This window comes from Cellulomonas phragmiteti, from assembly GCF_016862775.1.
Taxonomy (GTDB): Bacteria; Actinomycetota; Actinomycetes; order Actinomycetales; family Cellulomonadaceae; genus Cellulomonas; species Cellulomonas phragmiteti.
The window spans coordinates 1-25,693 of the sequence record NZ_BONP01000001.1 but is presented as its reverse complement, the minus strand read 5'-3'; the positions used below and the strand labels follow the sequence as shown (position 1 = coordinate 25,693).

General features: G+C 73.9%; 25 protein-coding genes and 1 pseudogene. 8 read left to right on the top strand and 18 right to left on the bottom strand.

Annotated elements, in window-relative coordinates:
• Positions 1-9 precede the first annotated feature (9 nt).
• Positions 10-1,878: a threonine/serine exporter family protein gene (locus tag Cph01nite_RS00130; protein ID WP_203670337.1), complete on the bottom strand. Its 1,869-nt coding sequence runs from the start codon at positions 1,876-1,878 to the stop codon at positions 10-12.
• 128 nt (positions 1,879-2,006) lie between these two features.
• Between Cph01nite_RS00130 and Cph01nite_RS00125 the strand changes: the two genes are divergently transcribed.
• Positions 2,007-3,458, top strand: a complete 1,452-nt coding sequence (locus tag Cph01nite_RS00125) for an NYN domain-containing protein (protein ID WP_203670336.1) — start codon at positions 2,007-2,009, stop codon at positions 3,456-3,458.
• A 63-nt stretch (positions 3,459-3,521) separates the two neighbouring features.
• On the opposite strand, the gene Cph01nite_RS00120 is transcribed toward Cph01nite_RS00125, so the two are convergent.
• Together Cph01nite_RS00120 and Cph01nite_RS00115 are read right to left on the bottom strand one after the other, a co-directional pair.
• Positions 3,522-3,953, bottom strand: a complete 432-nt coding sequence (locus Cph01nite_RS00120; RefSeq protein ID WP_203670335.1) for a DUF5684 domain-containing protein — start codon at positions 3,951-3,953, stop codon at positions 3,522-3,524.
• 87 nt (positions 3,954-4,040) lie between these two features.
• Entirely contained in the window at positions 4,041-4,796 is a 756-nt protein-coding gene (locus Cph01nite_RS00115; protein ID WP_203670334.1) for an alpha/beta fold hydrolase, read from the bottom strand.
• A 102-nt stretch (positions 4,797-4,898) separates the two neighbouring features.
• Between Cph01nite_RS00115 and Cph01nite_RS00110 the strand changes: the two genes are divergently transcribed.
• Complete coding sequence (locus tag Cph01nite_RS00110; protein ID WP_203670333.1) at positions 4,899-5,933, top strand: LLM class flavin-dependent oxidoreductase; 1,035 nt, start codon at positions 4,899-4,901, stop codon at positions 5,931-5,933.
• 21 nt (positions 5,934-5,954) lie between these two features.
• Here the strand turns inward: Cph01nite_RS00110 and rlmC are convergent, their stop codons facing one another.
• Positions 5,955-7,082: a 23S rRNA (uracil(747)-C(5))-methyltransferase RlmC gene (gene rlmC / locus Cph01nite_RS00105; RefSeq protein ID WP_203670332.1), complete on the bottom strand. Its 1,128-nt coding sequence runs from the start codon at positions 7,080-7,082 to the stop codon at positions 5,955-5,957.
• A gap of 194 nt (positions 7,083-7,276) precedes the next feature.
• On the opposite strand from rlmC, the gene Cph01nite_RS00100 reads away from it, so the two are divergent.
• A complete protein-coding gene (locus Cph01nite_RS00100; RefSeq protein WP_203670331.1) occupies positions 7,277-8,077 on the top strand; it encodes an SDR family NAD(P)-dependent oxidoreductase in 801 nt (266 codons plus the stop codon).
• Positions 8,078-8,142: 65 nt separating this feature from the next.
• Positions 8,143-8,628, top strand: coding sequence for a DoxX family protein (locus tag Cph01nite_RS00095; RefSeq protein WP_203670330.1), 486 nt, complete (start codon positions 8,143-8,145; stop codon positions 8,626-8,628).
• On the opposite strand, the gene Cph01nite_RS00090 is transcribed toward Cph01nite_RS00095, so the two are convergent.
• The 9 genes from Cph01nite_RS00090 to Cph01nite_RS00050 form a co-directional block, all read right to left on the bottom strand.
• On the bottom strand, positions 8,583-9,332 hold the full coding sequence (locus Cph01nite_RS00090; RefSeq protein WP_203670329.1) for a VOC family protein: 750 nt from the start codon (positions 9,330-9,332) through the stop codon (positions 8,583-8,585). The two genes, Cph01nite_RS00095 and Cph01nite_RS00090, sit on opposite strands and share 46 nt — an antisense overlap.
• Before the next feature lie 135 nt (positions 9,333-9,467).
• Complete coding sequence (locus tag Cph01nite_RS00085) at positions 9,468-10,967, bottom strand: glycoside hydrolase family 10 protein (RefSeq protein WP_203670328.1); 1,500 nt, start codon at positions 10,965-10,967, stop codon at positions 9,468-9,470.
• 84 nt (positions 10,968-11,051) lie between these two features.
• The gene (locus tag Cph01nite_RS00080) at positions 11,052-13,157 is read right to left on the bottom strand and encodes a family 43 glycosylhydrolase (RefSeq protein WP_239068927.1); all 2,106 of its coding nucleotides are present in this window, start codon (positions 13,155-13,157) and stop codon (positions 11,052-11,054) included.
• A 204-nt stretch (positions 13,158-13,361) separates the two neighbouring features.
• A complete protein-coding gene (locus tag Cph01nite_RS00075; RefSeq protein ID WP_239068926.1) occupies positions 13,362-15,125 on the bottom strand; it encodes a sensor histidine kinase in 1,764 nt (587 codons plus the stop codon).
• Positions 15,122-15,301 carry a hypothetical protein gene (locus Cph01nite_RS00070; RefSeq protein ID WP_203670327.1) on the bottom strand — a complete coding sequence of 60 codons (180 nt, stop codon included), beginning with the start codon at positions 15,299-15,301 and terminating at the stop codon, positions 15,122-15,124. The genes Cph01nite_RS00075 and Cph01nite_RS00070 overlap by 4 nt, the downstream gene beginning before the upstream one ends.
• Positions 15,298-16,785, bottom strand: a complete 1,488-nt coding sequence (locus Cph01nite_RS00065) for a glycosyltransferase family 2 protein (protein ID WP_203670326.1) — start codon at positions 16,783-16,785, stop codon at positions 15,298-15,300. Before Cph01nite_RS00065 ends, Cph01nite_RS00070 begins: the two co-directional genes overlap by 4 nt.
• Positions 16,782-17,516 (bottom strand): PHP domain-containing protein, encoded by a 735-nt coding sequence (locus Cph01nite_RS00060; RefSeq protein WP_203670325.1) that lies wholly within the window; start codon positions 17,514-17,516, stop codon positions 16,782-16,784. The genes Cph01nite_RS00065 and Cph01nite_RS00060 overlap by 4 nt, the downstream gene beginning before the upstream one ends.
• On the bottom strand, positions 17,513-18,481 hold the full coding sequence (locus Cph01nite_RS00055) for an ATP-grasp domain-containing protein (RefSeq protein WP_203670324.1): 969 nt from the start codon (positions 18,479-18,481) through the stop codon (positions 17,513-17,515). Before Cph01nite_RS00055 ends, Cph01nite_RS00060 begins: the two co-directional genes overlap by 4 nt.
• Positions 18,478-19,563, bottom strand: a complete 1,086-nt coding sequence (locus Cph01nite_RS00050) for a response regulator (protein WP_203670323.1) — start codon at positions 19,561-19,563, stop codon at positions 18,478-18,480. Before Cph01nite_RS00050 ends, Cph01nite_RS00055 begins: the two co-directional genes overlap by 4 nt.
• Positions 19,564-19,796: 233 nt before the next feature.
• On the opposite strand from Cph01nite_RS00050, the gene glsA reads away from it, so the two are divergent.
• Together glsA and Cph01nite_RS00040 are read left to right on the top strand one after the other, a co-directional pair.
• Positions 19,797-20,735 carry a glutaminase A gene (gene glsA, locus Cph01nite_RS00045; RefSeq protein WP_203670322.1) on the top strand — a complete coding sequence of 313 codons (939 nt, stop codon included), beginning with the start codon at positions 19,797-19,799 and terminating at the stop codon, positions 20,733-20,735.
• A gap of 83 nt (positions 20,736-20,818) precedes the next feature.
• The gene (locus Cph01nite_RS00040) at positions 20,819-21,196 is read left to right on the top strand and encodes a VOC family protein (RefSeq protein ID WP_275407377.1); all 378 of its coding nucleotides are present in this window, start codon (positions 20,819-20,821) and stop codon (positions 21,194-21,196) included.
• A gap of 138 nt (positions 21,197-21,334) precedes the next feature.
• Here Cph01nite_RS00040 and Cph01nite_RS00035 read toward each other — a convergent pair whose 3' ends face one another.
• From Cph01nite_RS00035 to Cph01nite_RS00015, 5 genes are all read right to left on the bottom strand, one after another.
• Positions 21,335-22,582, bottom strand: coding sequence for a BaiN/RdsA family NAD(P)/FAD-dependent oxidoreductase (locus Cph01nite_RS00035; protein WP_203670321.1), 1,248 nt, complete (start codon positions 22,580-22,582; stop codon positions 21,335-21,337).
• A gap of 581 nt (positions 22,583-23,163) precedes the next feature.
• Entirely contained in the window at positions 23,164-23,580 is a 417-nt protein-coding gene (locus Cph01nite_RS00030; RefSeq protein WP_203670320.1) for a hypothetical protein, read from the bottom strand.
• Complete coding sequence (locus Cph01nite_RS00025; RefSeq protein WP_203670319.1) at positions 23,577-23,885, bottom strand: hypothetical protein; 309 nt, start codon at positions 23,883-23,885, stop codon at positions 23,577-23,579. Before Cph01nite_RS00025 ends, Cph01nite_RS00030 begins: the two co-directional genes overlap by 4 nt.
• A 344-nt stretch (positions 23,886-24,229) precedes the next feature.
• Positions 24,230-24,565 (bottom strand): hypothetical protein, encoded by a 336-nt coding sequence (locus Cph01nite_RS00020; RefSeq protein WP_203670318.1) that lies wholly within the window; start codon positions 24,563-24,565, stop codon positions 24,230-24,232.
• A gap of 108 nt (positions 24,566-24,673) precedes the next feature.
• Positions 24,674-25,153, bottom strand: coding sequence for a hypothetical protein (locus Cph01nite_RS00015; RefSeq protein ID WP_203670317.1), 480 nt, complete (start codon positions 25,151-25,153; stop codon positions 24,674-24,676).
• 35 nt (positions 25,154-25,188) lie between these two features.
• Between Cph01nite_RS00015 and Cph01nite_RS00010 the strand changes: the two genes are divergently transcribed.
• Together Cph01nite_RS00010 and Cph01nite_RS00005 are read left to right on the top strand one after the other, a co-directional pair.
• Positions 25,189-25,491, top strand: coding sequence for a transposase (locus Cph01nite_RS00010; RefSeq protein WP_203670316.1), 303 nt, complete (start codon positions 25,189-25,191; stop codon positions 25,489-25,491).
• Positions 25,488-25,693: pseudogene (locus tag Cph01nite_RS00005) on the top strand (IS3 family transposase); the annotation flags it as partial. The gene Cph01nite_RS00010 and the pseudogene Cph01nite_RS00005, both read left to right, overlap by 4 nt.

Below are 25,693 nucleotides of genomic sequence, written 5' to 3'. Positions count from 1 at the left end.
GCGCCGGGCTCACACGATCCGCGGCGCGTCCGGTGCCAGCCGACGCTGCACCCCGCCGCCCAGCGCGAGCCCGGCGAGCACGCCGAGGCTGATGGCGACCATCGACACCCCCGTGGTGACGATGGTCGTCAGGGCCTGGTCCGTCGAGCGGCCGAGCGCCGAGGTGACCCCGACGAGCCCGAGGGCACCGGGGACCAGCACCCAGAACCCCGGCAGGAACGTCACGAGGAAGGGCGGGCCACCGCGCCGCGCCGCGGCGAGCATCGCCACCGGTGTCATCGCCAGTGCGCCGACGAACGAGGACACGACGGCACCGAACAGCACGCCACCGAGGACCTGCCCGGCGTACGCGACGACCAGCACGAGGGTGATCCACGGCAGCGCGCCCCGATGCGCGTCGTTGTGCAGCACCACACCCACCGCGTAGACGAGCACGCCCAGCCACGGTCCGGCCCAGCCCAACGGCTGGCCGGTGCTCGCCGTCCCGACGTCGGCCGCCGGCACGCCCACCAGGCCGGCGGCGGCGGTGATGCCGAGCGCCAGCAGGACGAGCTGCATGACGCCGGCCGCGAGCCGCGACGAGCCGGCGATCATCTGCCGCGTCGCGAGGTCGATGACCCCCGTGGTCAGCAGCGCTCCCGGCAGGAAGGTCACCAGGGGTGCCACGAGCGGCGCCAGCAGGCCGACGGGCCAGCCCGTGCGCACGAGCAGCAGCACGGGCACGGCGACGAGGAACGCGCACAGCGCCACCAGGAGCCCCTGGTACACGGCCGGGACGCGTCGCGTCGCGGTCGTCACGGCCGCCACCAGGCCCCCGAGGACCGCGGCGACCAGCACGTCGAGCCAGCCCCCGCCCAGGACGAGCGACAGCCCGGCGGCCACCGCGACGTACCCGGCCGCGCGGCGCGCGGTCGACGACACCGGGTCGGACAGGACGATCGCGGTGAGCGCCTGCAGCCCGTCGCGCGGGCGCACGTCGCCACGCGACGCGGCGTGGGCGAGATCGAGCACGTCGGCCACCTGGTCGAGGCGCAGCGCGCGGCTGCCCGCGGTGGTCACTGCCGTCTGGACGGTGTCGTGCTGCGGGACCGAGACGATGAGGGCGGTCGGGAACGTCACCACCGCGGCCTCGGGCAGGCCGTTCACGGCCGCGACCCGCTGCAGTGTGGAGTTGACCTGGACGATCGGCGAGCCCGTGTCGATCATCGCCTCGCCGAGCCGGACGAGGAACCGCACGGTCGCGTCCGCGTGGGCGCTGAGCGCGGTGACGTCGGCCGCCGTGTCCCCGTCCGGCGAGGTGCGCGGCAGCACCGCGGTCGCCGCGTCCCCCGCCGTCGCCGGCAGCACGACGGTCGGCGCGTCCGGGTCGCCGCCGGTCGGCGCGTCCGGGTCGCCGCCGGTCGGCGCCGCGTCGTCACCCGGCGCGACGTCACCAGCGCCTGCGGCCGCGGCCCGCCGCCACCACCAGCCCAGCCCGGTCGCCGCCAGGACCAGGACGAGGGCGGCCACCAGGACCATCCCCCAGGGCACCGCGGACTCCACGACGGCCGGGCGCGACGGCCACACCGGCACCAGCGCCTCGGACGTGGTCGTGGGGCTGGGGGTGGGGACCGCGCTCGGCACCGTGGGCACCGGCGCGGGCGTCGGCTCCGTCGTGGCCTGGGGCGTCGGGTCCGGGGTGACCTCGGCGGGGGGTGGGACCGGTGCCGTGGTCACGGCGGGTGTCGGCGCGGGGGTCGGTGTCGGGGTCGGGGCCGGCGTCGTGGGCGCCGCGGTCACGGACGGCGTCGGCGTGGGCGCCTCCGTCGTCTGCTGCGGGGCGGCCCCGTCCGGGTCGACGGCGTACGCGGCCGTCGGCAGGGTCGTCGGAGTCGTCACCGCGACCTCGTCCAGACCCAGGGCCCTCGCCCGACGTCCTGCCCGCGCACCGGCCCCCCTCGTGATCCACACCCACCTCGGGGGCAGGCTACCGACGCACGGCGGTGCGGGCACGGCAGGATGGGGGGGTGACCATCACCCCCGAGCCCACCCGCCGGCTGCGTTCCGCGCTGTTCGTCGACTTCGACAACGTCTACATCGGCCTCGCGCGGCTCGACCCGCAGGCGGCGGAGGCGTTCGCGACCGACCCCGCCCACTGGCTCTCGGAGCTGGGTCAGGGCTCCGACGTCGACGGGGACCTCACGCGCCGGTTCCTGGTCCGCGCCTGCTACCTCAACCCGTCGGTGTACTCGAGGTTCCGCCCCAACTTCACGCGCGCGGGCTTCACCGTCGTCGACTGCCCGTCCCTCACGCAGCAGGGCAAGTCCAGCGCCGACATCAACCTCGTGCTCGACGCGGTCGACGCGCTGGCCGCCACGACCCGCTACGACGAGTTCGTCATCGTCTCCGCCGACGCCGACTTCACCCCGCTCGCCCAGCGGTGCCGCGCCGACGACCGTCGCGTGACCATCATCACGGCCTCGCCCGCCGCCTCCGCGTACCGCTCGGTGGCCGACACCGTCATCGGCGCGGACGCGTTGGCCGACCTGGTGACGCAGACCGCCTCCACGTTCGTGGCCGACCCGCCCGCCGAGCCCGTGGCGCCCGAGCCCGAGCCGGTCGCCGTCGTGAGCGCTGCCGCCGCTCCGGGCGCGCCCGCGGCCGAGCCGGCTCCGGCGACGACGCGGACGGGACGCTCGCGGCGGGCGACCCGGGCGGGCACGGCGCCGGCCGCCGTGACGTCGGACGCACCGTCGGAGCCGGCCGCCGAGGCACCGGAGGAGGCCACGACGGCGGCGCCGCGCACGACGCGCGCACGCGTCACCGAGCGCATCGTCGACGAGGCGGAGGCCCGGGCGCGGCGCGCGGTGCGCCGCGCGGTCCGGACCGCGGACGCCCCCCTGCCGCTGGGGGCGGCAGCCCAGGTCGCGCAGACCGCGGACCCCTCGCTCGCGCCCTCGCAGTGGGCGGGTACCGGAGGCTTCACCGCGTGGCTCGCCCGCGCGCTGCCGGACCTGGACGTCTCCACGCGCCCGCCGGGTCACGTGTGGGACCCGCAGCGCTTCGGTGAGGCGGACCTGCCGGGTGCGGTGGCGGACACCGCCCCCAACGAGCTGCAGCGTCAGGTCATCGCGGTGACCGACACGCCGGGCCTGAGCCAGGCGCAGTACCGCGTCGTGCTCAAGACGCTCGCGGCGGACGTCGCCGCGCACCCGTTCGACCGGGTCGCGACGTCGCGCCGGGTGCACGAGGCGTGCCAGCAGTCCGGCGCGAAGGTCGGGCGGTCCACCATCAACTTCGTCATCTCGGGCGTGCTCTACACGGGCCTGTCCCTGGACGGCAAGCCGACCCCGGAGCTCGTCGCGCGCGGGTGGGCGGACAACGTCATCGGCCTGTGCCGCGGAGCGCGCATGGAGCTGACGAACGGCGATGCCGCGGCGATCCGCGCCTGGGTGGGGGGCGGGCTCGTCGCCGCCTGACGCCGGGAACGGGTCGGCCCGGTCGCCCCCGCGGGGCGACCGGGCCGGAGGTGGACGGACGGGTCAGCCGGCGTACGCGGCGCCGGGCGCGCTCGGCGTGAGGGCGGCCGGGCCGCGGTAGGTGCTGGACCCGAGCCACAGGATCCACAGGAACACCACCGTCAGCAGGACGAGGCCCACGGTGAAGCCGGCCTCGTGGCCGAAGGACTTCGACAGGTCGTTCATGACGATGATGGTCGCGATGACGTTGACCCCGGGGACGAGGAACAGCACGAGCCACCAGATCGGCCGGCCCACGACCTCGAGCAGGACGATGAGGTTGTAGACCGGGACGAAGGCCGCCCAGCCGGGCTTGCCGGCCTTGCTGAAGACGCCCATGAGGCCGAGCGACGAGACGATGTAGCCGATGAGGCCGACGACCATGAACAGGAGGGCACCGCCCGCTGCGGCGGCGGCCTCGGCGTCGGTGATCGGGACCGCGAAGAGTGTGGACATGGCGCGCACAGTAGCGACCTGGACGCCCGCTGTGTCACGTTTTCGCCCGATTCCCGCAGGTTTAACCCGCTCGTTCGCCCGGACGGCTCACGCGTCGCGGGGATCGGCGAGGAACTCGCTGACCAGCGCCGCGAGCCGGTGCGGCTCCTGACGCGGCAGCATGTGGCCCGCACCCGCCACGACGGCGCCGCGCGCGCCCGGGATCGACTCGACGATCAGTCGCGTGTGGGCGGGGCGGATGATGTCGCGCTCGCCCGCGACGACGAGGGTCGGGACCGCGACGCGCGCCAGGTCCGCGGGGTCCAGGCACGGGTCGTCGACCATGAGCGCGACCCGCTCCGCGGCCACCCGCAGCGGCGGCACGACCCGCGCGAGGGCGCTGATGACGGCGTCCGCGGCCCGCGCCGTCCTCAGCGTCCCGGCCGTCATCCCCTCGGGGAACAGGTTGGCCCCGACGACGACCAGCCGCCGGACCCGGCCCGGGTGCCGCAGGGCGAGCTCCAGGGCGACGTTCCCCCCGTCGGAGAAGCCGAGCACGTCGGCCGCGGGCAGACCCAGCAGCCCGAGCACGACCGCGACGTCGTCCGCCATCGTGGCGATGCGCAGCGGTCCCTCGCCCCGCGGGCTGCGACCGTGCGCACGGGAGTCGATCCCGACGAGCATCCGCCCGACGCCCAGCGTCGGCACCATCCGGTCGAAGACGTGGTGGTCCTCGCCGTTGCCGTGCAGCAGCACGAGCGGGGGCCCGGCGCCGCGGGTCACGACCCACAGCGGACCGACGAGCCCGCCCGGAGCCGGGACCGCGCTCGGGACCGGTCGCGGGACCGACGGCTCGTCGCTCATGCCCCCACGGTAGGCCCGGGGTCCGACAGCCGAGCAGGAGCCGCCGGCGCCACCCGGTGCGCGCGACGGAATGGCCCGTGCGCCGGTGGGGTTGCCTCCGGGGTGACCGCGATCTCCGTGCTCGACCTCGTCCCCGTCCGCTCCGACCAGACCACGGCCGACGCCGTCGCCGCGACCCTGGCGCTCGCCCGCGTCGCCGACGAGGTCGGCGCGGTGCGCTACTGGGTCGCCGAGCACCACAACATGCCGGCGGTGGCCGCCACCAACGCACCGCTGCTCATGGCGCTCGTCGCGGCCGCGACGTCCCGGGTGCGCGTGGGCTCGGGCGGGGTGATGCTGCCGAACCACTCCCCGCTCGTCGTCGCCGAGCAGGTCGCGCTCCTCGAGGCCGCGTACCCGGGGCGCGTCGACGTGGGCATCGGCCGCGCCCCGGGCTCCGACCCCGTCACGGGCCACCTCCTGCGCCGCGGGTCGACGGGCGACGGCGTCGACACCTTCGACGACGACGTCGCGACGCTCGCGGGGCTGGTGCGTCCCGAGGGCGTGAGCGTGCGGGTCGGCTCGACGTCGTACGCCCTGCGGGCGACGCCGCGCGCCGTGTCCGCGCCGCAGCTGTGGCTGCTGGGGTCCTCGACGTACTCCGCGCAGCTGGCCGGCCGGCTCGGGCTGCCCTACGTCTTCGCCCACCACTTCGCCGGACGGGGCACCGACGAGGCCGTCGCGCTGTACCGCCGGACGTTCGTGCCGTCGGAGTCGGTGCCGGAGCCCCGCACGATCGCGGTCGCCAACGTCGCCGTCGCCCCCACGACCGAGCAGGCCCACCGCCTCGCCCTGCCGCAGGTCCGCACGATGTGGCGGCTGCGCTCCGGCATGACGCTGGAGCCGCAGGAGCTGGTCGAGGACGCCGAGGACGCTCCCCTGCCCGCAGCGGCGGGCGACCTGCTGACGGCCCTCACGGAGTCGTGGGTGATCGGCGACCCGGCCTCCGCCGCGGACCAGGTCCGCGCGCTGGCCGCGCGCCTCGGGACCGACGAGATCATGGTCCAGCCCGTCGCCGGCGCGACCCGGGGCACGCCCGCGGACGCGTCCCCGGCCCGCGAGCAGACCCTCCGCCTCCTGGCCGAGGCCCTCGGCTGACCGCCGGCGCGTCGCCCGTGCTCAGGGGGCGCGCTCGAGGAGCGTCAGGACCTCGTGGTGGTGCGTGTGGGGGAACATGTCGAGGACCTGCGCGCGCACCGGGCGCAGCGACGGCATGTGGGCGAGGTCGCGTGCCAGCGAGCCCGCGTGGCACGACGAGTACAGGACGCGCGGCACCCCGCTGGTCTCGAGCCACCGGCTCAGCGGCTCCCCCAGGCCACGCCGCGGAGGGTTGACGACGACGAGGTCCGGGACGTCGCCGGCCGCGAGCGCGAACGCCGTCGCGTCGCCGGCGAGGAAGCGCGTGCCCGGCAGCGCCGCGTCGCGCGCGGTCTGCTCGGCGCCCGCGACGGCCTCGGGGCTCGTCTCGACACCGACGACGGCGCGTCCCGGGCGGGCCAGGTGCAGCGCGAAGCCGCCGACGCCGCAGTACAGGTCCCAGGCGGAGGCCACCTGCGCCTCGTCGGCCCAGGCGGCGGCCTGTCGGTACAGCGCCGCGGCGACCTCGGTGTTGGTCTGGAAGAAGCCCCGGGGCCGCAGGTGCAGGTCGAGGTCGTTCACGCGCATGCGCAGGGTCTGCTGCTCCGTGAGCGTGATCTCCTGCTCGCCCTCCAGGACCGCGGCGTGCGCCGGCTGCACGTTGACGGAGGCGACGACGAGCCGCGGCAGGTCGGCCAGCAGCGACGGTAGGTGCTTGCGGAGGCGGCTCAGCGCCTCGGTGCTGCGCAGCACGAACCGCACCATGAGCTCACCGTCGGGCGACACGGTGACCAGGACGTGCTTGAGCTCGCCGCGGCGGGTGGGCACGTCGTAGGGCACCAGCCGCGCCCGGGTGACGAACGCCGCGAGCGGCGCGAACGACGCGCTCAGGGCCGCCGGGTACAGCGGGCAGCCCTGCAGGTCCACCCCGTGACCGTGCGCGTCGAGGATCCCGAGGGTCGGCGCGTCGACGGTCCCGGCGACGACCATCTTCGCCTTGTTGCGGAACGCGGACGGCGCGCTGGTGACCGTCGGCAGCCACTGCACGCCGGCGGGGTCGCCGAGCACCGTGCGCACGTGCGCCGCCTGCGCGTCGACCTGCGCGGCGTACGGCTGGGCGAGGAGCGTGCACGAGCGGCACACCCCCGCGTCGAAGTACCCGCAGCGCACCCGGCCAGGGTACGTCGGGTCGCCCGTGCCCGGCGGAGGCCGCCGGGGGCATTTCACCGCAGAACGGGACGCATCGGGTTGTGGACGACCTGCGCGATCCCCTAGGGTCCATGGCGCGGGAGCGGTCCCGCACGCGCGCTGCCGACGGAGCCGGCCCGCAGCCAGCTCATCGACGGCACCAGGGGGAACCACCGATGGACCGCACCGCGGCGACCGTCTCCACGCACGCCCACGTCCCCGGGGACGGGGACGCGCGCCGCGTCGCGCTGATCACCGGCGCGACCTCCGGCATCGGGGCGGCCACGGCCCTCGAGCTCGCGTGGCGCGGCCTGCGCGTGGTCGTCCTGGGCCGCGACGCCGGGCGAGGCGCGGGCGTGGTCGAGCGCATCCGGGCGTCCGGCGGCCAGGCCGCCCTGGTGACCGCGGACCTGTGCGACGACGACGCGCTGGAGGCGGCGATCGACGAGGCGGCGTCGATCTGGGGGCGCCTCGACCACGCCTTCAACAACGCCGGCGTCACCGGGCCGGGGACCGTCGCGGGCGCGACCACCGACGACTTCGACCGGGCGTTCGCGGTCAACACCCGCGCGCTGTGGCTGTGCATGCGCGCCGAGGTCCGGCACATGGCACGGACCGGCGGCGGCTCGATCGTCAACAACCTCTCGGTCCACTCGGTGCGGACCGTCTTCCGCGGCCTCGCGCCGTACGCCGCGTCGAAGGCGGCGGCCCACGCCCTGACGCGGTGCGCCGCCGTCGAGCTCGCCGACCAGGGCATCCGCGTCAACGGCGTGGCACCCGGGCCGATCGACACCGGCATGTTCGCCGGTCCCGGGCTGCACCCCGACGGCGCGGACGTGTGGGAGCCGCTGCTGCCGATGGGCCGCGCCGGCACCACCGGCGAGGTCGCCGACGCCGTGGCCTGGCTGTTCTCCGACGAGGCGCGGTACGTGACCGGCAACGTCGTCGCGGTCGACGGGGGCTTCCTCGCCTGCTGAGCCCACCGCGCGCGGCGCGGCGCACGGCCCTAGCCTCGGACCACGGACCGGCCGAGGAGGATGCAGTGAGCACTGGGGTCGACGGCACGCACCCGCGACGCGACGGGATCGCGCGCACCCTGGGGCGGGTGGTGCTCGGCGGCTTCCTGGCGTTCGCCGGCGTCAGCCACCTGACGTTCGCGCGCGACGAGTTCCAGGCCCAGGTGCCCTCGTGGGTGCCCGTCGACGCGGACCTGGTGGTCGTCGGCTCGGGTGTCGTCGAGGTCGCGCTCGGCACGGCCCTGATCGCCGCGCCCCGGCGGTACCGCCCGTGGGTGGGCGCCGCAGCCGCGGCCTTCTTCGTCGCGATCTTCCCGGGCAACGTCGCGCAGTACGTGGAGGGCAACGACGGGTTCGGGCTGGACACCGACGCCAAGCGGCTGGCCCGGCTGCCGTTCCAGGGGGTCCTCGTGGCGGGTGCGCTCTGGTCCACCGGCGCGTGGCGCGCGTGGCGCGCGTCGCGGGCTCAGCCCACGAGCCCCGTCCACGGGTCCCGGGGCGTCAGGCAGTAGTCCAGCCCCGCGGGGTCGCGGACGACGACCCACGGGTGCCCGTCGTCCACGACGCGCGCGCCCCGTGCGCGGTGCTCGTCGGCGACGACGCCCACGTCGGGGCCGCATGCCAGGTCGAGGTGCGCCGAGGTCGCCGTGCGCGCGTCCTGCGCACCGAGCTCCTGCAGCATGAGGCGCAGCGGCATGCCCGGCGGGCGGTCCAGGACCGTGAACTCCGGGCGCGACCCGGCGCGCGCCGGCCAGCCGGTGAGCGCGGTCCAGTACGCGACCTCGCGGGGCAGCAGCGCCGGCGGCACGTCGAGGCACACCTGGTCGACCTGCGCGGTCCCGCCTCGCGGGCCCGTCACCGGGTCCGGGCGGACCTGCTCGCCGGCGTCCGGGACGAGGCAGTGCACGAACCCGCCGGGCGACGCCAGCACGACGTGCTCCTGGTGCAGCAGCACGCGCGCCCCGAGGCTCCGGGCGCGACGTGCCTGCACCGTCACGTCGTCGACGTGCAGGTCGAGGTGGATCCGCGGCGGACCCTCGAGCCGCTGCACGCGCAGGAACGCGTCCCCCGCCGGGGGCAGCAGCGTCGCGAACTGCCCCTCGTCGCCGCGCGGCTCGGACGGCGTCGTGGCGGTGACGGCGCACCAGAACGCGCGGCCGGCGGCGTGCGCGGGCCCCGGCAGGTCGATGAACGCGGTCGTCCACGTCACGGTCATGGCCCGACCCTAGCCACGCCGTCCCACGTCGTTCGAGGTCGTCACCGCCGACGCACCGGTGCCCCCGCGCCGTGAGGCACGGGGGCACCGGGGGCGCGCGACGGTGGGCCGCTCACCGGTCGGGACGGACCACCGCTACCCGACCCGGACCAGCTGCCACTGCTGGTTCGCGCCGTTCCAGCTCGAGTACTGCACGATGTTGCCGCCGTCGGCCGTCGAGCCGCCCTGGACCTCGAGCGCCTTGCCCGAGTGCCGGTTGACCAGCGAGGCGTAGCCGTTGGAGATGGAGACGGTCCACTGCTGGTTGGCCCCGTTGTGGTCGGCCCACTGGACGATCTCCCCGCCGTCGGCGGTCGACCAGTTGTAGACGTCGAGCACCTTGTTCGACAGCCGGGACTTGACGCGGTACGTCCCGTTGCCCGAGTTGACGAACTGCCACTGCTGCTGGTTGCCGTTGTTGCGGGCCCACTGGGTGATGCGAGCGCCGTCGGCGGTGGACAGGTTGTAGACGTCGAGCGCCTTGCCGCTGTTGCGGTTCACCAGGACGTACCAGGCGCTGGAGTCGATCGAGGTGGCGCCGCCGTTGTTGCCGCCGCCGTTGTTGCCGCCGCCGGTGTTGCCCGCGTTGAGGGCGTTGAGGGTCGACGTGTAGGCGGGCTTCTTGTTGCCCGCACCGTCGAACAGCAGCGGGTTGGCCCCGGTGCGCCAGGAGTCCGTGTCGCGCACGCCCCACACGGTGATGCCGGTGCAGCGGCTCACGCCCAGGCAGGCCTCGACGACCTGACGGTAGGCGTTGGCCTGGTTCGAGCCCTGCTCGATGTCGAGCTCGGTGATCTGCACGTCCACGCCCAGGTCGGCGAACCGCTGGAGGTTCGACCGGTAGTCACCGGGGATGGTGGTGCCGAAGTGCGACTGGAAGCCGACGCAGTCGATCGGCACGCCGCGGGCCTTGAAGTCGCGGACCATGTTGTACACGCCGGTCGACTTCGGGTTGATCGAGTCGATGTTGTAGTCGTTGTAGCAGAGCTTGGCACCCGGGTCCGCGGCCCGTGCGGCGCGGAACGCGGCCTCGATCCAGTCGTTGCCCGTGCGCTGCAGGTTCGAGTCGCGCCGCCCGCCGGAGTTCCCGTCCGCGAAGGCCTCGTTGACCACGTCCCAGCTGTGGATCTTGCCGCGGTAGTGCGTCGCGACCCGCGTGACGTGGTTGATCAGCGCGTTGCGCAGCGCGGTCCCGGACATGTTCTGCATCCAGCCGGGCTGCTGGGCGTGCCAGGCGAGCGTGTGCCCGCGGACCTTCTTGCCCTTGCCGATGGCGTAGTTGACGATCCGGTCGCCGTTGGTGAAGTTGAACTGGTTCTGGTTCGGCTCCGTGGCGTCCATCTTCATCTCGTTCTCGGCCACGACCGAGTCGAACTCGCGGTCGACGATCCCCATGTAGGTCCCGTCGTTCATCTTGCCCACGGTGATCGCGGCACCGAAGTACCGGCCGCGCTCGTTGGCCGACTGCCCCAGGGTGGTCCCGGCAGCCGCCGGGGTCGCCAGGGCGATTGCCGTGGTGGCCGCCAGACCGGCGGTGGCGAGCAGGGCCGTGGCCCTGCGCGCCCAGCCGTGGCGGGCGGTGGTCGTTGTCGTCACGTTGCGCTCCTGTTCGGTGCATGACGGCGCGCGGAAGCGTCCCGTCCGGTCGGGGGTGGTGCGGGTCGGCGGTGGGGGCAGGTGTCAGGGCGTCGTCAGGTCGAAGCTGCGGACCGTCACCGCACCACCCAGGCTGCTCGTCGCGTGGTTGAAGATGCCGAACCGGTAGCCCATGAAGAATTGCCAGTCGTTGTTGAGCGTGAACGCCGGGCCGAGGGTCCGGAAGGTCGTGCCGTCGGTGCTGTAGGAGAACGTCGCCTGCCGGCCCGCGCCGGGGCGGATGTCCGCCGACGTCCGCAGCCAGATGCGACCGCCGCTGACGTCGGCGCTCGCCCGCTCGCTGCCCGTGCTGGTCGTCGCCCACGACGTGTTCATCGTCAGCCCGTCGGTCATGACGACCCGGGTGGCCCCGTTGCTGCCCTTGACCACGCCGATCCACGCGGACGACTGACGCAGCATCGCGAGCCCGGCCCGGTCACCGTTCGCCATCGCGGAGTAGTCGAGCTCGATCGTGGCGGTGGAGGTCGGTCCCTGGACGCGGTGGGTCAGCGTGTTGCGCGCGGCGTACAGGTCGTTCGTGACCGTGGCGGTCTGCAGGCGCAGCCCGTTGCCGACCGAGAACCGGGTGGTGTCGGGGTTGTGGTTCCACTCCCACCGCGGCCCGAGGCGCGTGCCGGTGAACGTGTCCCGGCCGGTCATGGGCTGCACGGTGCGCGTGGTGCTGATGGCCGGCCGCGGGTAGGTGGTGCCCCACCGGCCGTTGACGGTCTGCACGCTGGGCCAGCCGTCGGTCCAGGTCAGCGGTGCGAGCGTCGGCATGCGACCGCCGGGGTAGGCGTCGGTGAACGCCATGTACCACCAGTCGCCGGCCTGGGTCTGGACGATCCCGCCCTGGTGCGGCACTCCCCCGCCGCTGATCGGGCCGGGCAGGTCGAGCAGCACCTGGCGCTGCTCGTACGGGCCGAAGGGCGAGCGCGAGCGGAGCACGTACTGCCCGTTGGCCGGGCGGGTCAGCCAGATGTAGTAGTAGCCGTCCTTCTTGTAGAAGCGGGCACCCTCGAGCGTCCCGATGCCGGACGGCGTCTGGTACACCTGCTGCGCGCGGACCTGCTGCGTGCCGTCGGCGCTGAGCTGCGCGACGCTGATGGTGCCGTTGCCGTACGCGACGTACATGGTGTCGTCGTCGTCGATCAGGAGCCCGGCGTCGTAGTAGCAGTTGTTGATGCGCGCCTTCTTGGTCCACGTCCCGTCGACGGCCGAGGCCGTGTAGACGTAGGTGCGGTTGAACTCGACGCAGCCGTACCAGTAGTAGGTGCGGTTGCTGGGTCGGTAGTTCAGCGTCGACGCCCAGATGCCCTTGACGTACCGGCGGCCGCCCGTGAGGTCGTACGTCGCGTCGTCGAAGTCGAGCCGCGGTACCGAGTGCCCGGCGTACTCCCAGTTCACGAGGTCGTACGACCGCAGGATCGGCGCACCCGGCGAGTAGTGCATCGTCGAGGCGGAGTAGTAGTACGCGTCGCCGACCCGGATGATGTCGCCGTCGGCGAAGTCCTGCCAGACCACGGGATTGGTGAAGGAGCCGGTGGCGGGCGGCGGCGTGGTGGGGTTCGGCGTCGGTGTCACGGGGCTCCCTACGGGCACGAGCTGCCACTGCTGGTTGGTGCCGCCCCAGGCGCTGTACTGCACGATCTCGGCGTTGTCGTCGCGCGAGGCGTTCTGCACCTCCAGCGCCTTCCCGGAGTGGCGGTTGACCAGGGAAACGTACCCGTCGGTCGTGTCCTGCAGGCGCCACTGCTGGTTGGCGCCGTTGGTGTCGGACCACTGCACGACCCTGCCGGCGTCGGCGGTCGACCAGCCGTGGACGTCGAGCACCTTGCCCGAGTGCTGGGACCGGACGCGGTACCAGCCGCCGCCGGAGTCGACGAACCGCCACTGCTGGTTGGCGGCCGTCCCCCGGGTCCACTGCGTCAGGCGCGCGCCGTCGGAGGTGGCGAAGTTGTACACGTCCAGCGCCTTGCCGCTGTTGCGGTTGACCAGGACGTAGGAGGTCGCGGTGTCGACGGTGGCGGCGGCCGCGGGCGGGGCCAGCGCAGCGCCCAGGGCGCCGGCGGCCACGGTGAGGGCGAGCACGGCGGCCACCGCGACCGCGCGGCCACCGGGACGGCCGACGGCAGGGGTCGTGGCGGACATCGATCCTCCTCGGGACGGACGAGCGAACCGGACGCACGGGTCACCCGTACGTGTGATCGTTCACAACCCGCCGCGGACGGCGTCGTCGACGTCGCGGCGGATCGGCGCCATGCTGCCCACGAACCGGAGCGCCGAACAAGACCTGGAGCGTCGTCGAAGCGTTTCACACGTGCGGAGCAGCACGTGATCACCCGGTCGCGACCGTCAGGTCGGCGGGTGCCCCGGGAGGGTGAGCGTGAACGTCGTCCCCTCGCCCACCACGGACGTCACCTCGACCGACCCGCCGTGCGCCTCGACGACGGCCTTGGTGATCGACAGCCCGAGACCCACGCCGGGGATGGCGCGGCGGGTCGCGGTGCTCGCCCGGTAGAAGCGCTCCATCAGGTGGCCGAGCTCGTCCGGCGGGATCCCGATGCCTGTGTCGCGCACCGCGACGCGGGCACCCGCGTCGGCCGTGGGCTCCACCGAGACCCGGACCGTGCCGCCCTGCGGCGTGAACTTCAGCGCGTTGGACAGCAGGTTGTCGACCGCCTGGCCCAGACGCACCGGGTCGGCGCGCACCGGCGCGGCCCGCAGGTCCGACTCGAGGACGACCTGCGCGGCGGCCGCCGACGGCCCCGCGGACGCGACCGCGGCGGACGCGACGGCGGCGACGTCGACGTCCGTCGGGGAGATCGCGAACGTCCCGGCCTCGACCTGCGCCGACAGCAGCAGGTCGCTCACCAGGCGCAGCTGCCGCCGCGCGTTGCGGTCGATGATGCGCAGGTACTCGCGCTGGTCCTCGCTGAGCTCCTCCGTGCCGTCGAGCATGAGCTCGACGTACCCCAGCACCGAGGTCAGCGGGGTGCGCAGCTCGTGGCTGACGAGACTGACGAACTGGTCCTTCAGCCGGGCGGCCTCCCGCTCCGCGGTCACGTCGGACGCGACCACGACGTACCCGGCCACGCTGCCGTCGGGCTCGGTGCGGCGGGTCACCGCCGGGTGCACGGTCACGTGCGACCCGTCCGCGCGCACGTACGTCCAGTCGGCGGCCGGGGAGCGGCTCGGCCCGCGACGGGGCGCCACCAGCGCCGCGATGAGCGCGTCCTGCTCTCCCCGCCCCGGCTCCTCGCCCGTGCGCGCCAGGACCTCGTCGCGCAGGTGCAGGTCCGCGAGGTACCGGCGCCCGACGACCTCCCCCTGCGGGTAGCCGAGCAGGCGCTCCGCACCGGCGTTGAACACCTCGATGCGCCCCGAGGCGTCCGTGGCGATGATCGCCTGCTCGGTGGCGGAGTCGATCACGGAGACCAGCTGGTCGTAGGCGGCACGCCGGACCACGACCGCCCGCTCCAGCGCCGCCGCGGCCTCCCGCGCGGTCGCCAGCAGTCCGGCCTGCTCCACCTGCAGCAGTGCGAGGGCGTCGTTGCGCAGCCGGAGCCGGGTGGTCGTCTCGTTGACGAACAGCCCGATGATCAGGGCGATCGCCGCGACGAACAGCCCGCGGAGCACCACGGGCTCGGCGGTCGAGCTCGGGTCCAGCCACAGCCCGACGAGGATCGAGACGGCCGCTCCCGCCGCGCCGACGACGACCCCGGGCAGGCCCGCCCGCACGCTGAGCGTCAGCGCCGGCAGCAGCACCATCCCCGCGTACGGCGAGCTCAACCCGCCCGTGCCGTGCCGGAGCGCGCCGATGGCCACGAACTGCAGGAGCGTGAGCACCTCGGGGGTCAGGGGCCCGAAGCGCCGCCAGGGCACCACGGCCGCGAGCAGCAGGAGCACGACCGTGAGCACCCCCGCGACCGCCACGGCCGCGCCCGACGTGGCCCGCAGCCCGGGCAGCAGCACCCCCACCAGCGCCAGGAGCATGAGCCCGGTGAACGGCAGCTGGCGCTCCACGACCGTCGCGCCCGTCCCCAGGTACCGGGCGACCGGCCCGAGGTACCGCAGGTGCCGGGGCTCGTCGACGATGCGCGGCGTCGGCTCGCTCACCGCGCGACCGCGACGACGAGCAGCAGCAGGCCGGTGACGACCGCCGCCGCGACACCGGCGAACGCGACGAACCGCTCGCGCCGCCGGTTGGTCGCGATCTCGTCGGCCGTCGCCTCGTCGCTGAGCGTCGCCCACCAGGCCGGGCCGCTGCGCGGCCGCTCCTGCGGTCCGGTCATGCCGCCACCTTGCCCGTCTTCTCGGTCTTGTCCCACACCTGCGCCGTGCCCCGCCACTGCCGGACGTATGCGTCCAGGGTGATCGCGCACAGCAGCGGCCCGTACCCCACGACGTACAGCAAGGGCTTGGACAGGTGCCCCAGCACCGGCACGCCCTCGAGGTCGTGGACCACCCGGGACAGCGCCATCGACAGCACGGGCCAGCAGTAGAGCAGGAGCGTCCACACTTCGGTGCCGGTCGCGGACATCCGCAGCCCGACCAGGCCCGGCACGGTGACCAGCCAGAACTCGGGATGGGCGGAGGCGACCACCAGCACGAGCGCGCCCACGCCCGGGAACATCAGGCCCTCGAACCACGACCGGCGTGCGGTCTCCAGGTCGACGAGCAGCGTCGTCACGGTGATGAACACGTAGGTCGCGATCCCGAACCACCACAGCTCGCCGAACACCGCGGCCGCCGTGCCGGGTGCCGCGAAGTACAGGCCGACCAGGCCGACGCTCGCGGCGATCAGCGTGAACGGCAGGGCGAACACCGAGAACCAGACGAGCCCGAAGTCGACGGCCCCGAGCCGGTGCCCGCGCGCGGGTCGGAACCACACGCGCCGGAACCGGTGCGTGATCTGCACGTTGCCGCGCGCCCACCGCACGCGCTGCTTCCACAGCGCGCGCACCGAGTCCGGCTCCTCGGCGAGCACGACCGCCTGCCCGTCGAAGACGACCGAGCGGCCGTCGAGCTGGGTGAGGAACGTGGTGAAGGTGTCCTCGGCGAGCGTCGAGGTGTCGATGCGCCCGCCGACGGCCTCCAGGTTGGCCCGGGTGTGCAGCTGGGCACCGCCGGCCAGGCACGCGATCGCGCCCATGACGTTCTGCGCGCGGCGGGCGCACGCCTGGGCCGTGACGTACTCGTAGCCGATGAAGCGGGCGATCGCACCGGGGCGTCGGCTGCCCTCCCGGATGTACGCGGTGACCGCCCCGACCCGCTCGTCGGCGAGGTGACGGGTCATGCGGCGCAGCGCGTCGGGGCGGTAGATGACGTCGGCGTCCATGATGAGCAGGGCCTGCATCCAGTCGTCGGACAGCAGGTGCGCGATCCCGTGGTTCAGCGTGTGCGCCTTGCCCTGGCCCCCCTGCTCGCGGCGCAGCAGCACGATCCGCCCGGGGTGCTCGGCGGCCTTGGCGCGCACCACGTCCGGCGTGTCGTCGGTGCTGGCGTCGTCGACGACGAACACGCGCAGCCGGTCCGGCGGGTACTGCAGGCGCATCAGCCGCTCGAGCGACGCCTCGAGCACGGCGCCCTCGTTCCACGCGGGCACGACCACGGCGACGCGCGGCAGGTACGGCCCGGCACGCCGCAGGTGGTTGCGGAACCCGTGGACGGGGACCAGCAGGTACTGGTAGACGCCGCCGACGGCGGGCAGCAGCCCGACGGCGACGAGGGTGACGAGCACCGCCACCAGCACCGCGTGCCAGGTGCTGTCGCTCACGCCACCGCTCCCACCCACCGGTACACGCCGACGTCGGCCGCGCGGTGCGCGTCGGTGGACGCCACGAGCGTCACGCCCGCGGCCCGCCACCGGTCCGTGACGCGCGGGCCGGGGCAGCGCCACTTCTCGTTGACCTCGGCCGGGGTCGCCGTCGCCACGAGCACCCGCGCGAGCTCGTCGAGCAGGTCGTCGGGGACGTCGTCCTCCGCGAGGCCGACCTTCGGCAGGATCGAGAACGGGTGCGCGAGCTGGGCACGTCCCGCCCGCTGCACGGCACGGGCGGTCGCGGTGACGACGAGCTCGACGACGTCGGCCGCCGTCACGCGTCCCTCGGCGATCAGGCGCGTGGCCGTGGCCGGGCTCCACGGCCCGTCGGGGCCCGGGACCTGGTGGTCGGCCAGCAGGACGCGGTCCGGGCCGTCGGGGCTCCCGAGCGACGCGAGCACCTGCGGCGGGGCGTCGATCGCCCCCGACGCGTCGAGGACCTTCGCCTCGACGCCGGTGAGGACCTGCAGCCCGTCGACCGCGGGCAGCGCCCGGACGGCCGCGAGCATCTCCGGCACGTAGGTCGTCGTGACGCGGACGTGGTCGACCATGCGGATGACGGCCAGCCCGGCGTGACGCGCCGCGTCGAGGTTCTCGACGAGGGTGCTGACGGCGTCGTCGGAGAACGTCGAGTGGACGTGGTGGTCGCCGTCGACCCGCGGCGCACCCCCGGGAGCGCCCCTCACGGCTCGGGCAGCACGTCGGCCACGGGCAGGAACACGTCCTCCAGGTAGCGGACGTTCGCGATCTCGACGAAGTCGAGGTGCCGCGGCACCTCGCGGCCGAGCACGTCGTCGAGCGTGATCGAGGGCATGTCGACGCCCGCGGCGATCGTCAGCGGCATCGCGCCGGGGAACCGGGGGTTGACCTCGAGCAGCGCCGGGACGCCGTCGGCGTCGCGCTTGAGCTGCACGTTGGCGACCGACGTCAGCCCGACGGCCCGGGCGACCGCGGTCGCGGTCGCGACGAGCTCGTCGTCGTGCACGGTGACACCGGCGACCGCGACGCCGGAGTCGACGCGCAGGCGCGCGCGCGGCACGGCGGCGATCACGTGCCCCGTGGAGTCGGCCAGCACGTCGACGGAGTACTCCTGCCCGGGCAGCATCTCCTGCACGAGCAGGTCGTCGTCGTCGTGCACCGCGTCGAGCTCCCGCGCCGACGCGACGGTCCGCACGCCCCGCGACCCCGCGCCGCGCCGGGGCTTGACGATCACGGGGAAGTCCCAGCCGGCCAGCGCCTGGGGTGTGCCCAGCAGCTCGGTGCGCGGGACCCGGACCACACCGGTGCACGCGTGCGCGAGCGCGAGCTTGTCGAGGCAGGTGTCGAGGGTCCGCAGCGACGGGGAGGCCAGGCGGGTGCCGGCCGCCGCAAGCGTGTCGCGTGCAGCGGCGAGCCGCGGCAGCTCGACGTCGACCGTCGGGAGGAGCACGTCGATGCGGTCCCGCGCGCACATGGCACGCACGACGTCCACGAAGTCCGCCGCGCGGCCCGCGGGCACGAGCCGGCGGTTGCCCGCGGGCACGAGGTACAGCGCGCTGGCCCAGCGGTCCATGTCCGCGGCGACCACTTCGACGTCACCGCGGCGCAGCAGCGAGCGGATCACGGCGACACCGGCGGGCCCGCCCGCTCCGGTGACGAGCACGCGCGTCATGCGGACCTCTCCCCGTGGCGCTGCTCCGGCAGGCCGACGCTCACGCCCGTCGAGGCTGCGGCGCCCGCGTGACCGGACAGCATCGCCGCCGCACGCACCGTCTCCAGCGGCTCCGCGAAGCGCCCGGTGCCGAAGCGTGACCAGTAGCGGGCGGCCGAGCGCACGGCCTCCGGGTCCATGTAGTCGCGGTGGGACTGCGACGTGAACGCGGCCAGCATCTCGAGCTTCGTCTCGACGAACCCGTCGACGGGCACGAACCGCGTCGGGCGGAAGTCCACGGTGCACGACGGGCTCTGGAAGCACGCGAGGGACGGCACGCGCCGCGTCGCGACCATGACGGCCTCGTGCACCGCCCGGTGGTCCTGGTGGCGGTCGTGCGACGAGTGCGTGTACACGACCGTCGGCGACACGTCGCGCACCGTCTCCTCGACGGCGGTGATGAGCCCTGCCGCCGGGGACATGCGCGTGTCCTCGAAGTCGTGGACGAAGAGCCGGGCGCCGATGACGGCGGCCGCGGCCAGCGCCTCGTGGCGCCGCGCCTGGGTGTCACCGCCGACCGCCCCGCCGGACAGCGTGAGGATGACCACCTGGTCCCCCGCGGCCCGGTGCGACGCAAGGGTCGCCCCCACGCCGATCTCCACGTCGTCGGGGTGCGCGCCGACCGCGAGCACGACGTCCCGCCGGCCGGCGGCCTCCCGGCGCGCCTGCCCCTCGGCCGCGAGCGCGGTGACCCGCTCCAGGAGGATCGCGGCCGCGACGGGCTTGACGAGGAACTCGTCGGCGTCACGGCGCAGGGCCTCGACCGCGTAGTCGACGGACGCGAACGCCGTCATCACCGCGACCGGCACGCCGGGGGCACGCGAGCGCAGCTCCCCCAGCAGCTCGAGCCCCGACATCCCCGGCATCTGGATGTCCGTGAGGATCACGTCGGGAACCTGCCGCGCGACCTCGGCGAGCGCCGACATCGCGTCGCCGGCCACGACGACGTCCATGCCACCGCGGCGCGCGAGCACCGTCCGGACGAAGCCGGCGGTGTCCGCGTCGTCCTCGACCACCAGGACCCTGGTCCGTTGTTCAGCCACTGCCGACCTCCCACCCCCGTGAGCAGCACCGCGACCCACGCTACGGGGCGGTCGGGGGCACGTCGTGCGCGTCCCGCACGCCGCGACACGGACGGAACGGGACGTAGGGCGCGAAACGTCCGCCGCCCGCGGCAGCAGGGCCCGGGGGGCCGGGTGAAAAGCCGGTCCCGCGGGGCCCTGACCTGCCCGACCGGCCGCGGGCCGTCGCGCCCGGACCCTGACAGCATGGGCGGATGACCCGCTCGGTGGACGCCCACGGCTACGACCTCGACGACCTGCGGGAGCGGGTGCTGGACGAGCACGGAGGCACCGTGGACGACAGCATCCCGCAGCTGCGCGATGCCGACCCGGACCTGTGCGGCGTCGCACTGGCCCTGGCGGACGGCACGGTGCGTGCCAGCGCGCAGGGCGACGTGCCGTTCAGCGTGCAGTCGGCCGTCAAGCCGTTCCTCTTCGCCCTCGCGCTGCTCGACACCGGCGGCGACGCGCTGGACCTCATCGGCATCGAGCCGACCGGCGAGGCGTTCGACGCGATCAAGCTCGAGACGGGCACCGGACGCCCGCCGAACCCCATGGTCAACGCGGGCGCGCTGCTCACCGCCGCGCTCGTCGACGGAGGCGACGTCGCCTCGCGCGACGCGCGCATCCTGCGCGGGCTGTCCGCGTTCGCGGGCCAGGAGCTCGAGGTCGACGAGGGCGTCGCGCGCAGCGAGCACCTGCTGGGCGACCGCAACCACGCCCTGGCGCACCTCATGCGCGCCGAGGGCACGCTGAGCATCAGCGCGGACGACGCCGTCGCGGTCTACGCGCGCGCCTGCGCGGTCCTCGTGGACGCGCGGGCGCTGGCGGTCATGGGGGCGACGCTCGCGTGCGGCGGCGTCAACCCGGTCACCGGGGAGCGCGTCGTGCCCGTCGACGTCGCGCGTGACGTCGTCTCGGTCATGGCCACCTGCGGGGTGTACGACGGCTCGGGCCGGTGGATGCGCAGCGTCGGGGTCCCGGCCAAGTCGAGCGTGTCGGGTGCGATCGTGCTGTCCGTCCCTGGGGTCCTGGGCGTGGCGGTCGTCAGCCCGCCGCTGGACGAGCAGGGCACGAGCGTGCGCGGCCGCCTGGCCTGCGAGGCGCTCAGCGCCGACCTCGACCTGCACGTCTTCGGCTCGCGGGCCGCCTGACCGGCTCCGGCGGGTCGCGCAGCACGGTTCGACGCCCGTGACGGCAGGGCCGTGCGGTCGTACCGTGAAGCACGCTCACGGGCCTGCACGCACTGCTGTACTCCACGGACCCCGCAGCGACGCGGCGCTTCTTCCAGGACGTGCTGCGGTGGCCCTGCGTCACCGAGGGGCCGACGGACGAGCCCGAGGAGTGGCTGATCTTCCGGACCGGACCCAGCGAGATGGGGGTCCACCCGACCCGGAGCGCCACGGGCGAGGTGTGGGGAGCCGACGGGCAGCACCAGCTCACGTTCATGTGCGACGACCTGCACAGCACGATGGCGGAGCTGGCCGGCCGCGGCGCCCGCTTCGAGGGAGAGCCCCGCGACCTGGGCTTCGGGCTCGGTGTGGCCCTGACGGTGCCAGGGGCCGGGACCGTGCTCCTCCACGAGCCGACGCACCCGGTCGCGGTCGACCTGTGACACACCACAGGGTGGGGTGTTCGTGGATCCCTCTCCCTCCAGGTCAGGGCGGCCGTTCGAGCCGATACGGACGACGCCCGTGCTCGCCTCGGACACCGACGCCGCCCGGACCTGCCTGCCTGTCGGCGCCGACCGCCGTCAGACGTGCGCGGGGCCGCCGAGTCCGTGTCCCGACGGCGCCGTCCCGAGTCGCGCCAGCGCACCCCGGGCCGCGACGACACCCGTGCTGAACGACGCCTGCAGCAGGTAGCCGCCGGTCGGCGCCTCCCAGTCGAGCATCTCCCCGGCGACGAACGTGCCCGGCAGGGCGCGCAGCATCAGCGCCTCGTCGACCTGCGACCACGCGATGCCGCCCGCGGACGAGATCGCCTTCTCGATCGGCATGGTGGCCGTCACCACGACCGGCACGGCCTTGATCCGCTCCGCCATCCCGGACGACGGCAGCGTGCCCGCGTCGGCCTCGCGCAGCAGCCCGATCGCGGCAGGGTCCAGTCCGACCGAGCGACGCAGCCAGGACGAGCCCGAGTCCTTGGGGCGGCGGCGCCCGAGCCGTTCGTCGAGCCGGGCGACGGTCAGGTCGGGCCGCAGGTCGATCTCGACGACGCAGCGACCGTCCGCGTCGAGCGCCTCGCGGATCGCGGCACCGATGGCGTAGACCGGGCCGCCCTCGAGGCCCGTGCGGGTGACCATCGCGTCCCCGCGGCCCCGTGCCGGGCGCCCGCGGACGGTGAGCGCGACGTTCTTCAGCGGCGTGCCGGCGAACCGCTGCGCGAACACCTCCGTCCATCCCACCCGGACGCCGACGTTGGCCGCTCGCAGCGGCGTGACCGCGATCCCGCGGTCCGTGAACGGCCCGGCCCAGCCGCCGTCGGCGCCCAGCCGCGGCCAGGACGCGCCACCGAGGGCGAACACCGTCACGTCCCCGCCGACCTCGACAGTCGTGCCGTCGGCGCCGGTGAACAGCGACGCACCGTCGCGGGACCATCCGTCCCACCGCTGCCGGTTCTCGATCCGCACCCCGAGGTCGGTCAGCCGCGCGAGCCACGCGCGCATGAGGGGCGTCGCCCGGAACGAGCGCGGGAAGACCCGCCCGCTCGTCCCGACGACCGTCGGCTCCCCCAGCCCTGCGCACCATGTGCGCAGGTCCTCCGGGCCGAACACGTCGAGCATCGGCCGCAGCCGGGGCGCCGACTCGCCGTACCGCTCGACGAACGCGTCCCGCGCCTCGGTGTGCGTGATGTTCAGACCGCCGTGGCCGGCCAGCAGGAACTTGCGTCCCACCGACGGCATGCGGTCGTGCACCGTGACGTCCACACCGGTACGTGCCAGCACCTCGGCGGCGATGAGCCCCGCCGGCCCGCCGCCGACGACGGTCGCGGTGCTCATCGGCGGGAACGTCCGCGCGCGTGGTGTGTCGGCACCGGGCGAACCTAGCCGACCGGCGGACGACCGCCGTCACCCCGGTGCGTGCGGCGAGGGGACTCCCACCGGTCACAGGGGCTCGACGGGATCGACGAGGAGCGAGTCGCTCGGTCCTCTGAGCCTGTGGCACGGTGCCGGTCGACCGGGGAGCAGCTCCTCGATCCCGCGGGTCGATCACGTGCAGAGCGCGACGTCGGCAGTCGACCTTCTCCGCCTCGCTGCGGCGGGTCGAGCGCCTCGGTGCACATCCTCCCAGCGGCGCCTCCCAGCGGCGCCTCCCGGCACCACAGGGTCAGGCGTCGCCTCTCCGTGCAGCAGATCCCTCCGAGGGCACTCGCCGGAGTGGTGGCGGACGTCACCGACACCCGTACCGTGGACAGCCCTGAGGCCCGCCCCAAGCGGGACGGGCCTCAGCACAATCTACGAAGAGTGCTCTCGCAATCTACGAAGACCTCATGGTGGGGTCTTCGTGGATTGCGAGGATGCAGGTCAGGACCCTCTATCTACGAAGGCACGTGGTGGTCCGCACCCGTCCCACCCTGGATTCAGCACCCGCCCATTCCGGGCACGTGCTGCACTGCGGCGGGCACCGCCAGGAGCGAGCCGCCTGACTCCCGGAGCCTGTGGCACCGTGCCGACAGGCCGTGGAGCAGGTTTTCGAACCCTCGGTCGTCGATCACGTGGACGTGCTGGCCACGCTCGCGCATGAGGCGCTCGACGAACACGAGCTTCTGGCTATACCCGCGTTCGGGATCCGTGAGGCGCCGCCCGCCGAGGTCACCGTGCACCAGGACGGTGACGGCCCGCGACCGGTCGGGCGCCACCGACCCTCCGAGTCGTCGAGTGTGCGTCCGCAGGGTGCGCCGCTCCATGTGGCCCCCGTCGACGTACGCCGTCCCGGTGTACAGCACCGTCTCGCCGCTCAGGGTCACGACCCAGCCGGAGCACTCGTCGGCGGTCACGCTGACACCCCCGAGGCACGCCGTGCGTCGTCGTCGCCCCACTGCTCGTGCGATCGCAGCAAGGCGGTGATGATCTCGCGGGTCTCGGGGACCGCGACGACCACGAGTCCGCCGGCGATGAACCTGATGCGTCCAGGCCCGTAGTTGTACGCGGTCACCGTGATCTCCGCACCCTCGCAGGCCGCGACCACCTGGTGCGGGTCGAACCCGCGAGCATCGATGTGCTCACGGGCGTGCGGGGTGAAGCGCCACCCGCGCAGCTCGCGGGGGCACCGGATCCGCGGCCGCTTGTGCGGTGCGGGCACCGGATGCTTGACCGGACCATCGATAGTGGCGTTCAGATTATCCTTCGCAGGATTTTCCACTTTTCCTCCTGATACGACGCGAGGCGCTAAGTGCTCTCGCACTTAGCGCCTCAGCAAACTTTTCGAGTGTTATTTCTGCACTGCCAGCGCCGCCCTCACCGGGCGACGACGCTGCGGGCTCATGCTGGCATCGGTGCACATCACTCGTCAATGCCCCGTAGCGGTGCACGTAGCGCCATTCGGGTAGCCCCCTCGAAGGTGCGCTCGACCTGGCCGGGACTGGTGCCGCGGGTCACCTGCCTTCGGCCCTCACCGAGCCGACCGCATCGAGTCGGTCAGGCTGGTCATGTCCGAGGGACGTCGGCCGGAGAGACCCGCTCGATCGCCACGCACGCCCTCGGGATCCACCAGCGATAGTCGCTGTACGCCCCGCCGGGATCGGTCAGGAACTCGTGCCGGTCCCCCACACGCACCACCCCCGTGTCGCCACGTGGGGACGCGATCCGCACCAGCCGCACCCAGACTCCGTCGAACGGCAGTACTGGGCTTCCGGCGCCCCGCGCTCGGAGGAGCCTGCGACGGTCGAGGTCCAAGTAGCACACTGTCGCGCTGGTGCTCCGTACGGCCCAGAGGCCGCCGGCGTCGATACGCAGCTCTGTGGTGTCGGTCGTCTCGTTCACGCCAGGAGCGTGCTTGCTCCTGGACAGGTGGCAGTCGGAGTGAGTGCGCGACCTTGCCCCAGCATGCGCGCCCCGAGTCACGCACAGGCCATTCCGATTCGCGTCTCCTCACTCGTGCATGCCGTCCGACCGTCGCCAGCGCCACCGGTGAGTACTGAGACATCGCCGGCAAGTCTCGCGAAGTCTCCCGAGCGAGTCTTCAAGCGGCTGCGTGACGCTTGAGGGGGCCTCCTCGTCCGGAGCGCCGCTGTACTCGTGCTCCACCCACATCTCGAAGTCGAGTTCAGCCTTCACGACCTCACGCCATGCCTCTCGGACGTCGCGATGCGCGAGTAGGTCCATCCGAATCGAGACCTCATCCTGCGGAACGACCTCCACGTGCCCGCCGGGCGGTTTGACGTCGTATGCGTCAGCGAGGCGAGTCGCTCGGAGGTGCACTTCGCGGCGCAGCGCGTCCGAGTACAGAGCGAGCCGCTGCTCACGAAGCCACGCGTTGAGGGACTGGCGACCTGCGAGCCACTGACCGAGAACGCCCGCCACCAGCGTTCCGACAACACCGGGGCTGGTGTACGAGTAGGTGACACCCACCTGTGGCGCCGCAGGCGCCGCAGGAAGGATGCACCGTGCCCAGGCCCTATCCCAAGGAGTTCCGCGACGATGTCGTGGCCGTGGCTCGTCGCGGGGATGCTCCGATCAAGCAGGTCGCTGCGGACTTCGGTATCGCGGAGTCGTGCCTGCGTAACTGGTTGCGTGACGCCGACGTCGCCGACGGCAACCGCCCGGGCGTGACGCGCACGGAGTCAGCCGAGCTGCGTGAGGCCAACCGGCGGATCCGGTTGCTGGAGCAGGAGAACGAGGTCCTGCGCCGCGCGGCGGCCTACCTGTCCCAGGCGCACCTGCCGGGAAAAGGCTCTACCCGCTCGTGAGCGAGCTCGCCGCCGACGGCATCCCCGTCGCGGTGACGTGCCGGGTCCTCAAGCTCGCCCGACAGCCCTACTACCGCTGGCTCGCCGCTCCGATCGGTGCCCGTGAGCTCGAGGAGGCGCACCTGGCGAACGCGTTGTTCGACGCTCACCGCGACGACCCGGAGTTCGGCTACCGGCTGCTGGCCGACGAGGCCACCCGCGC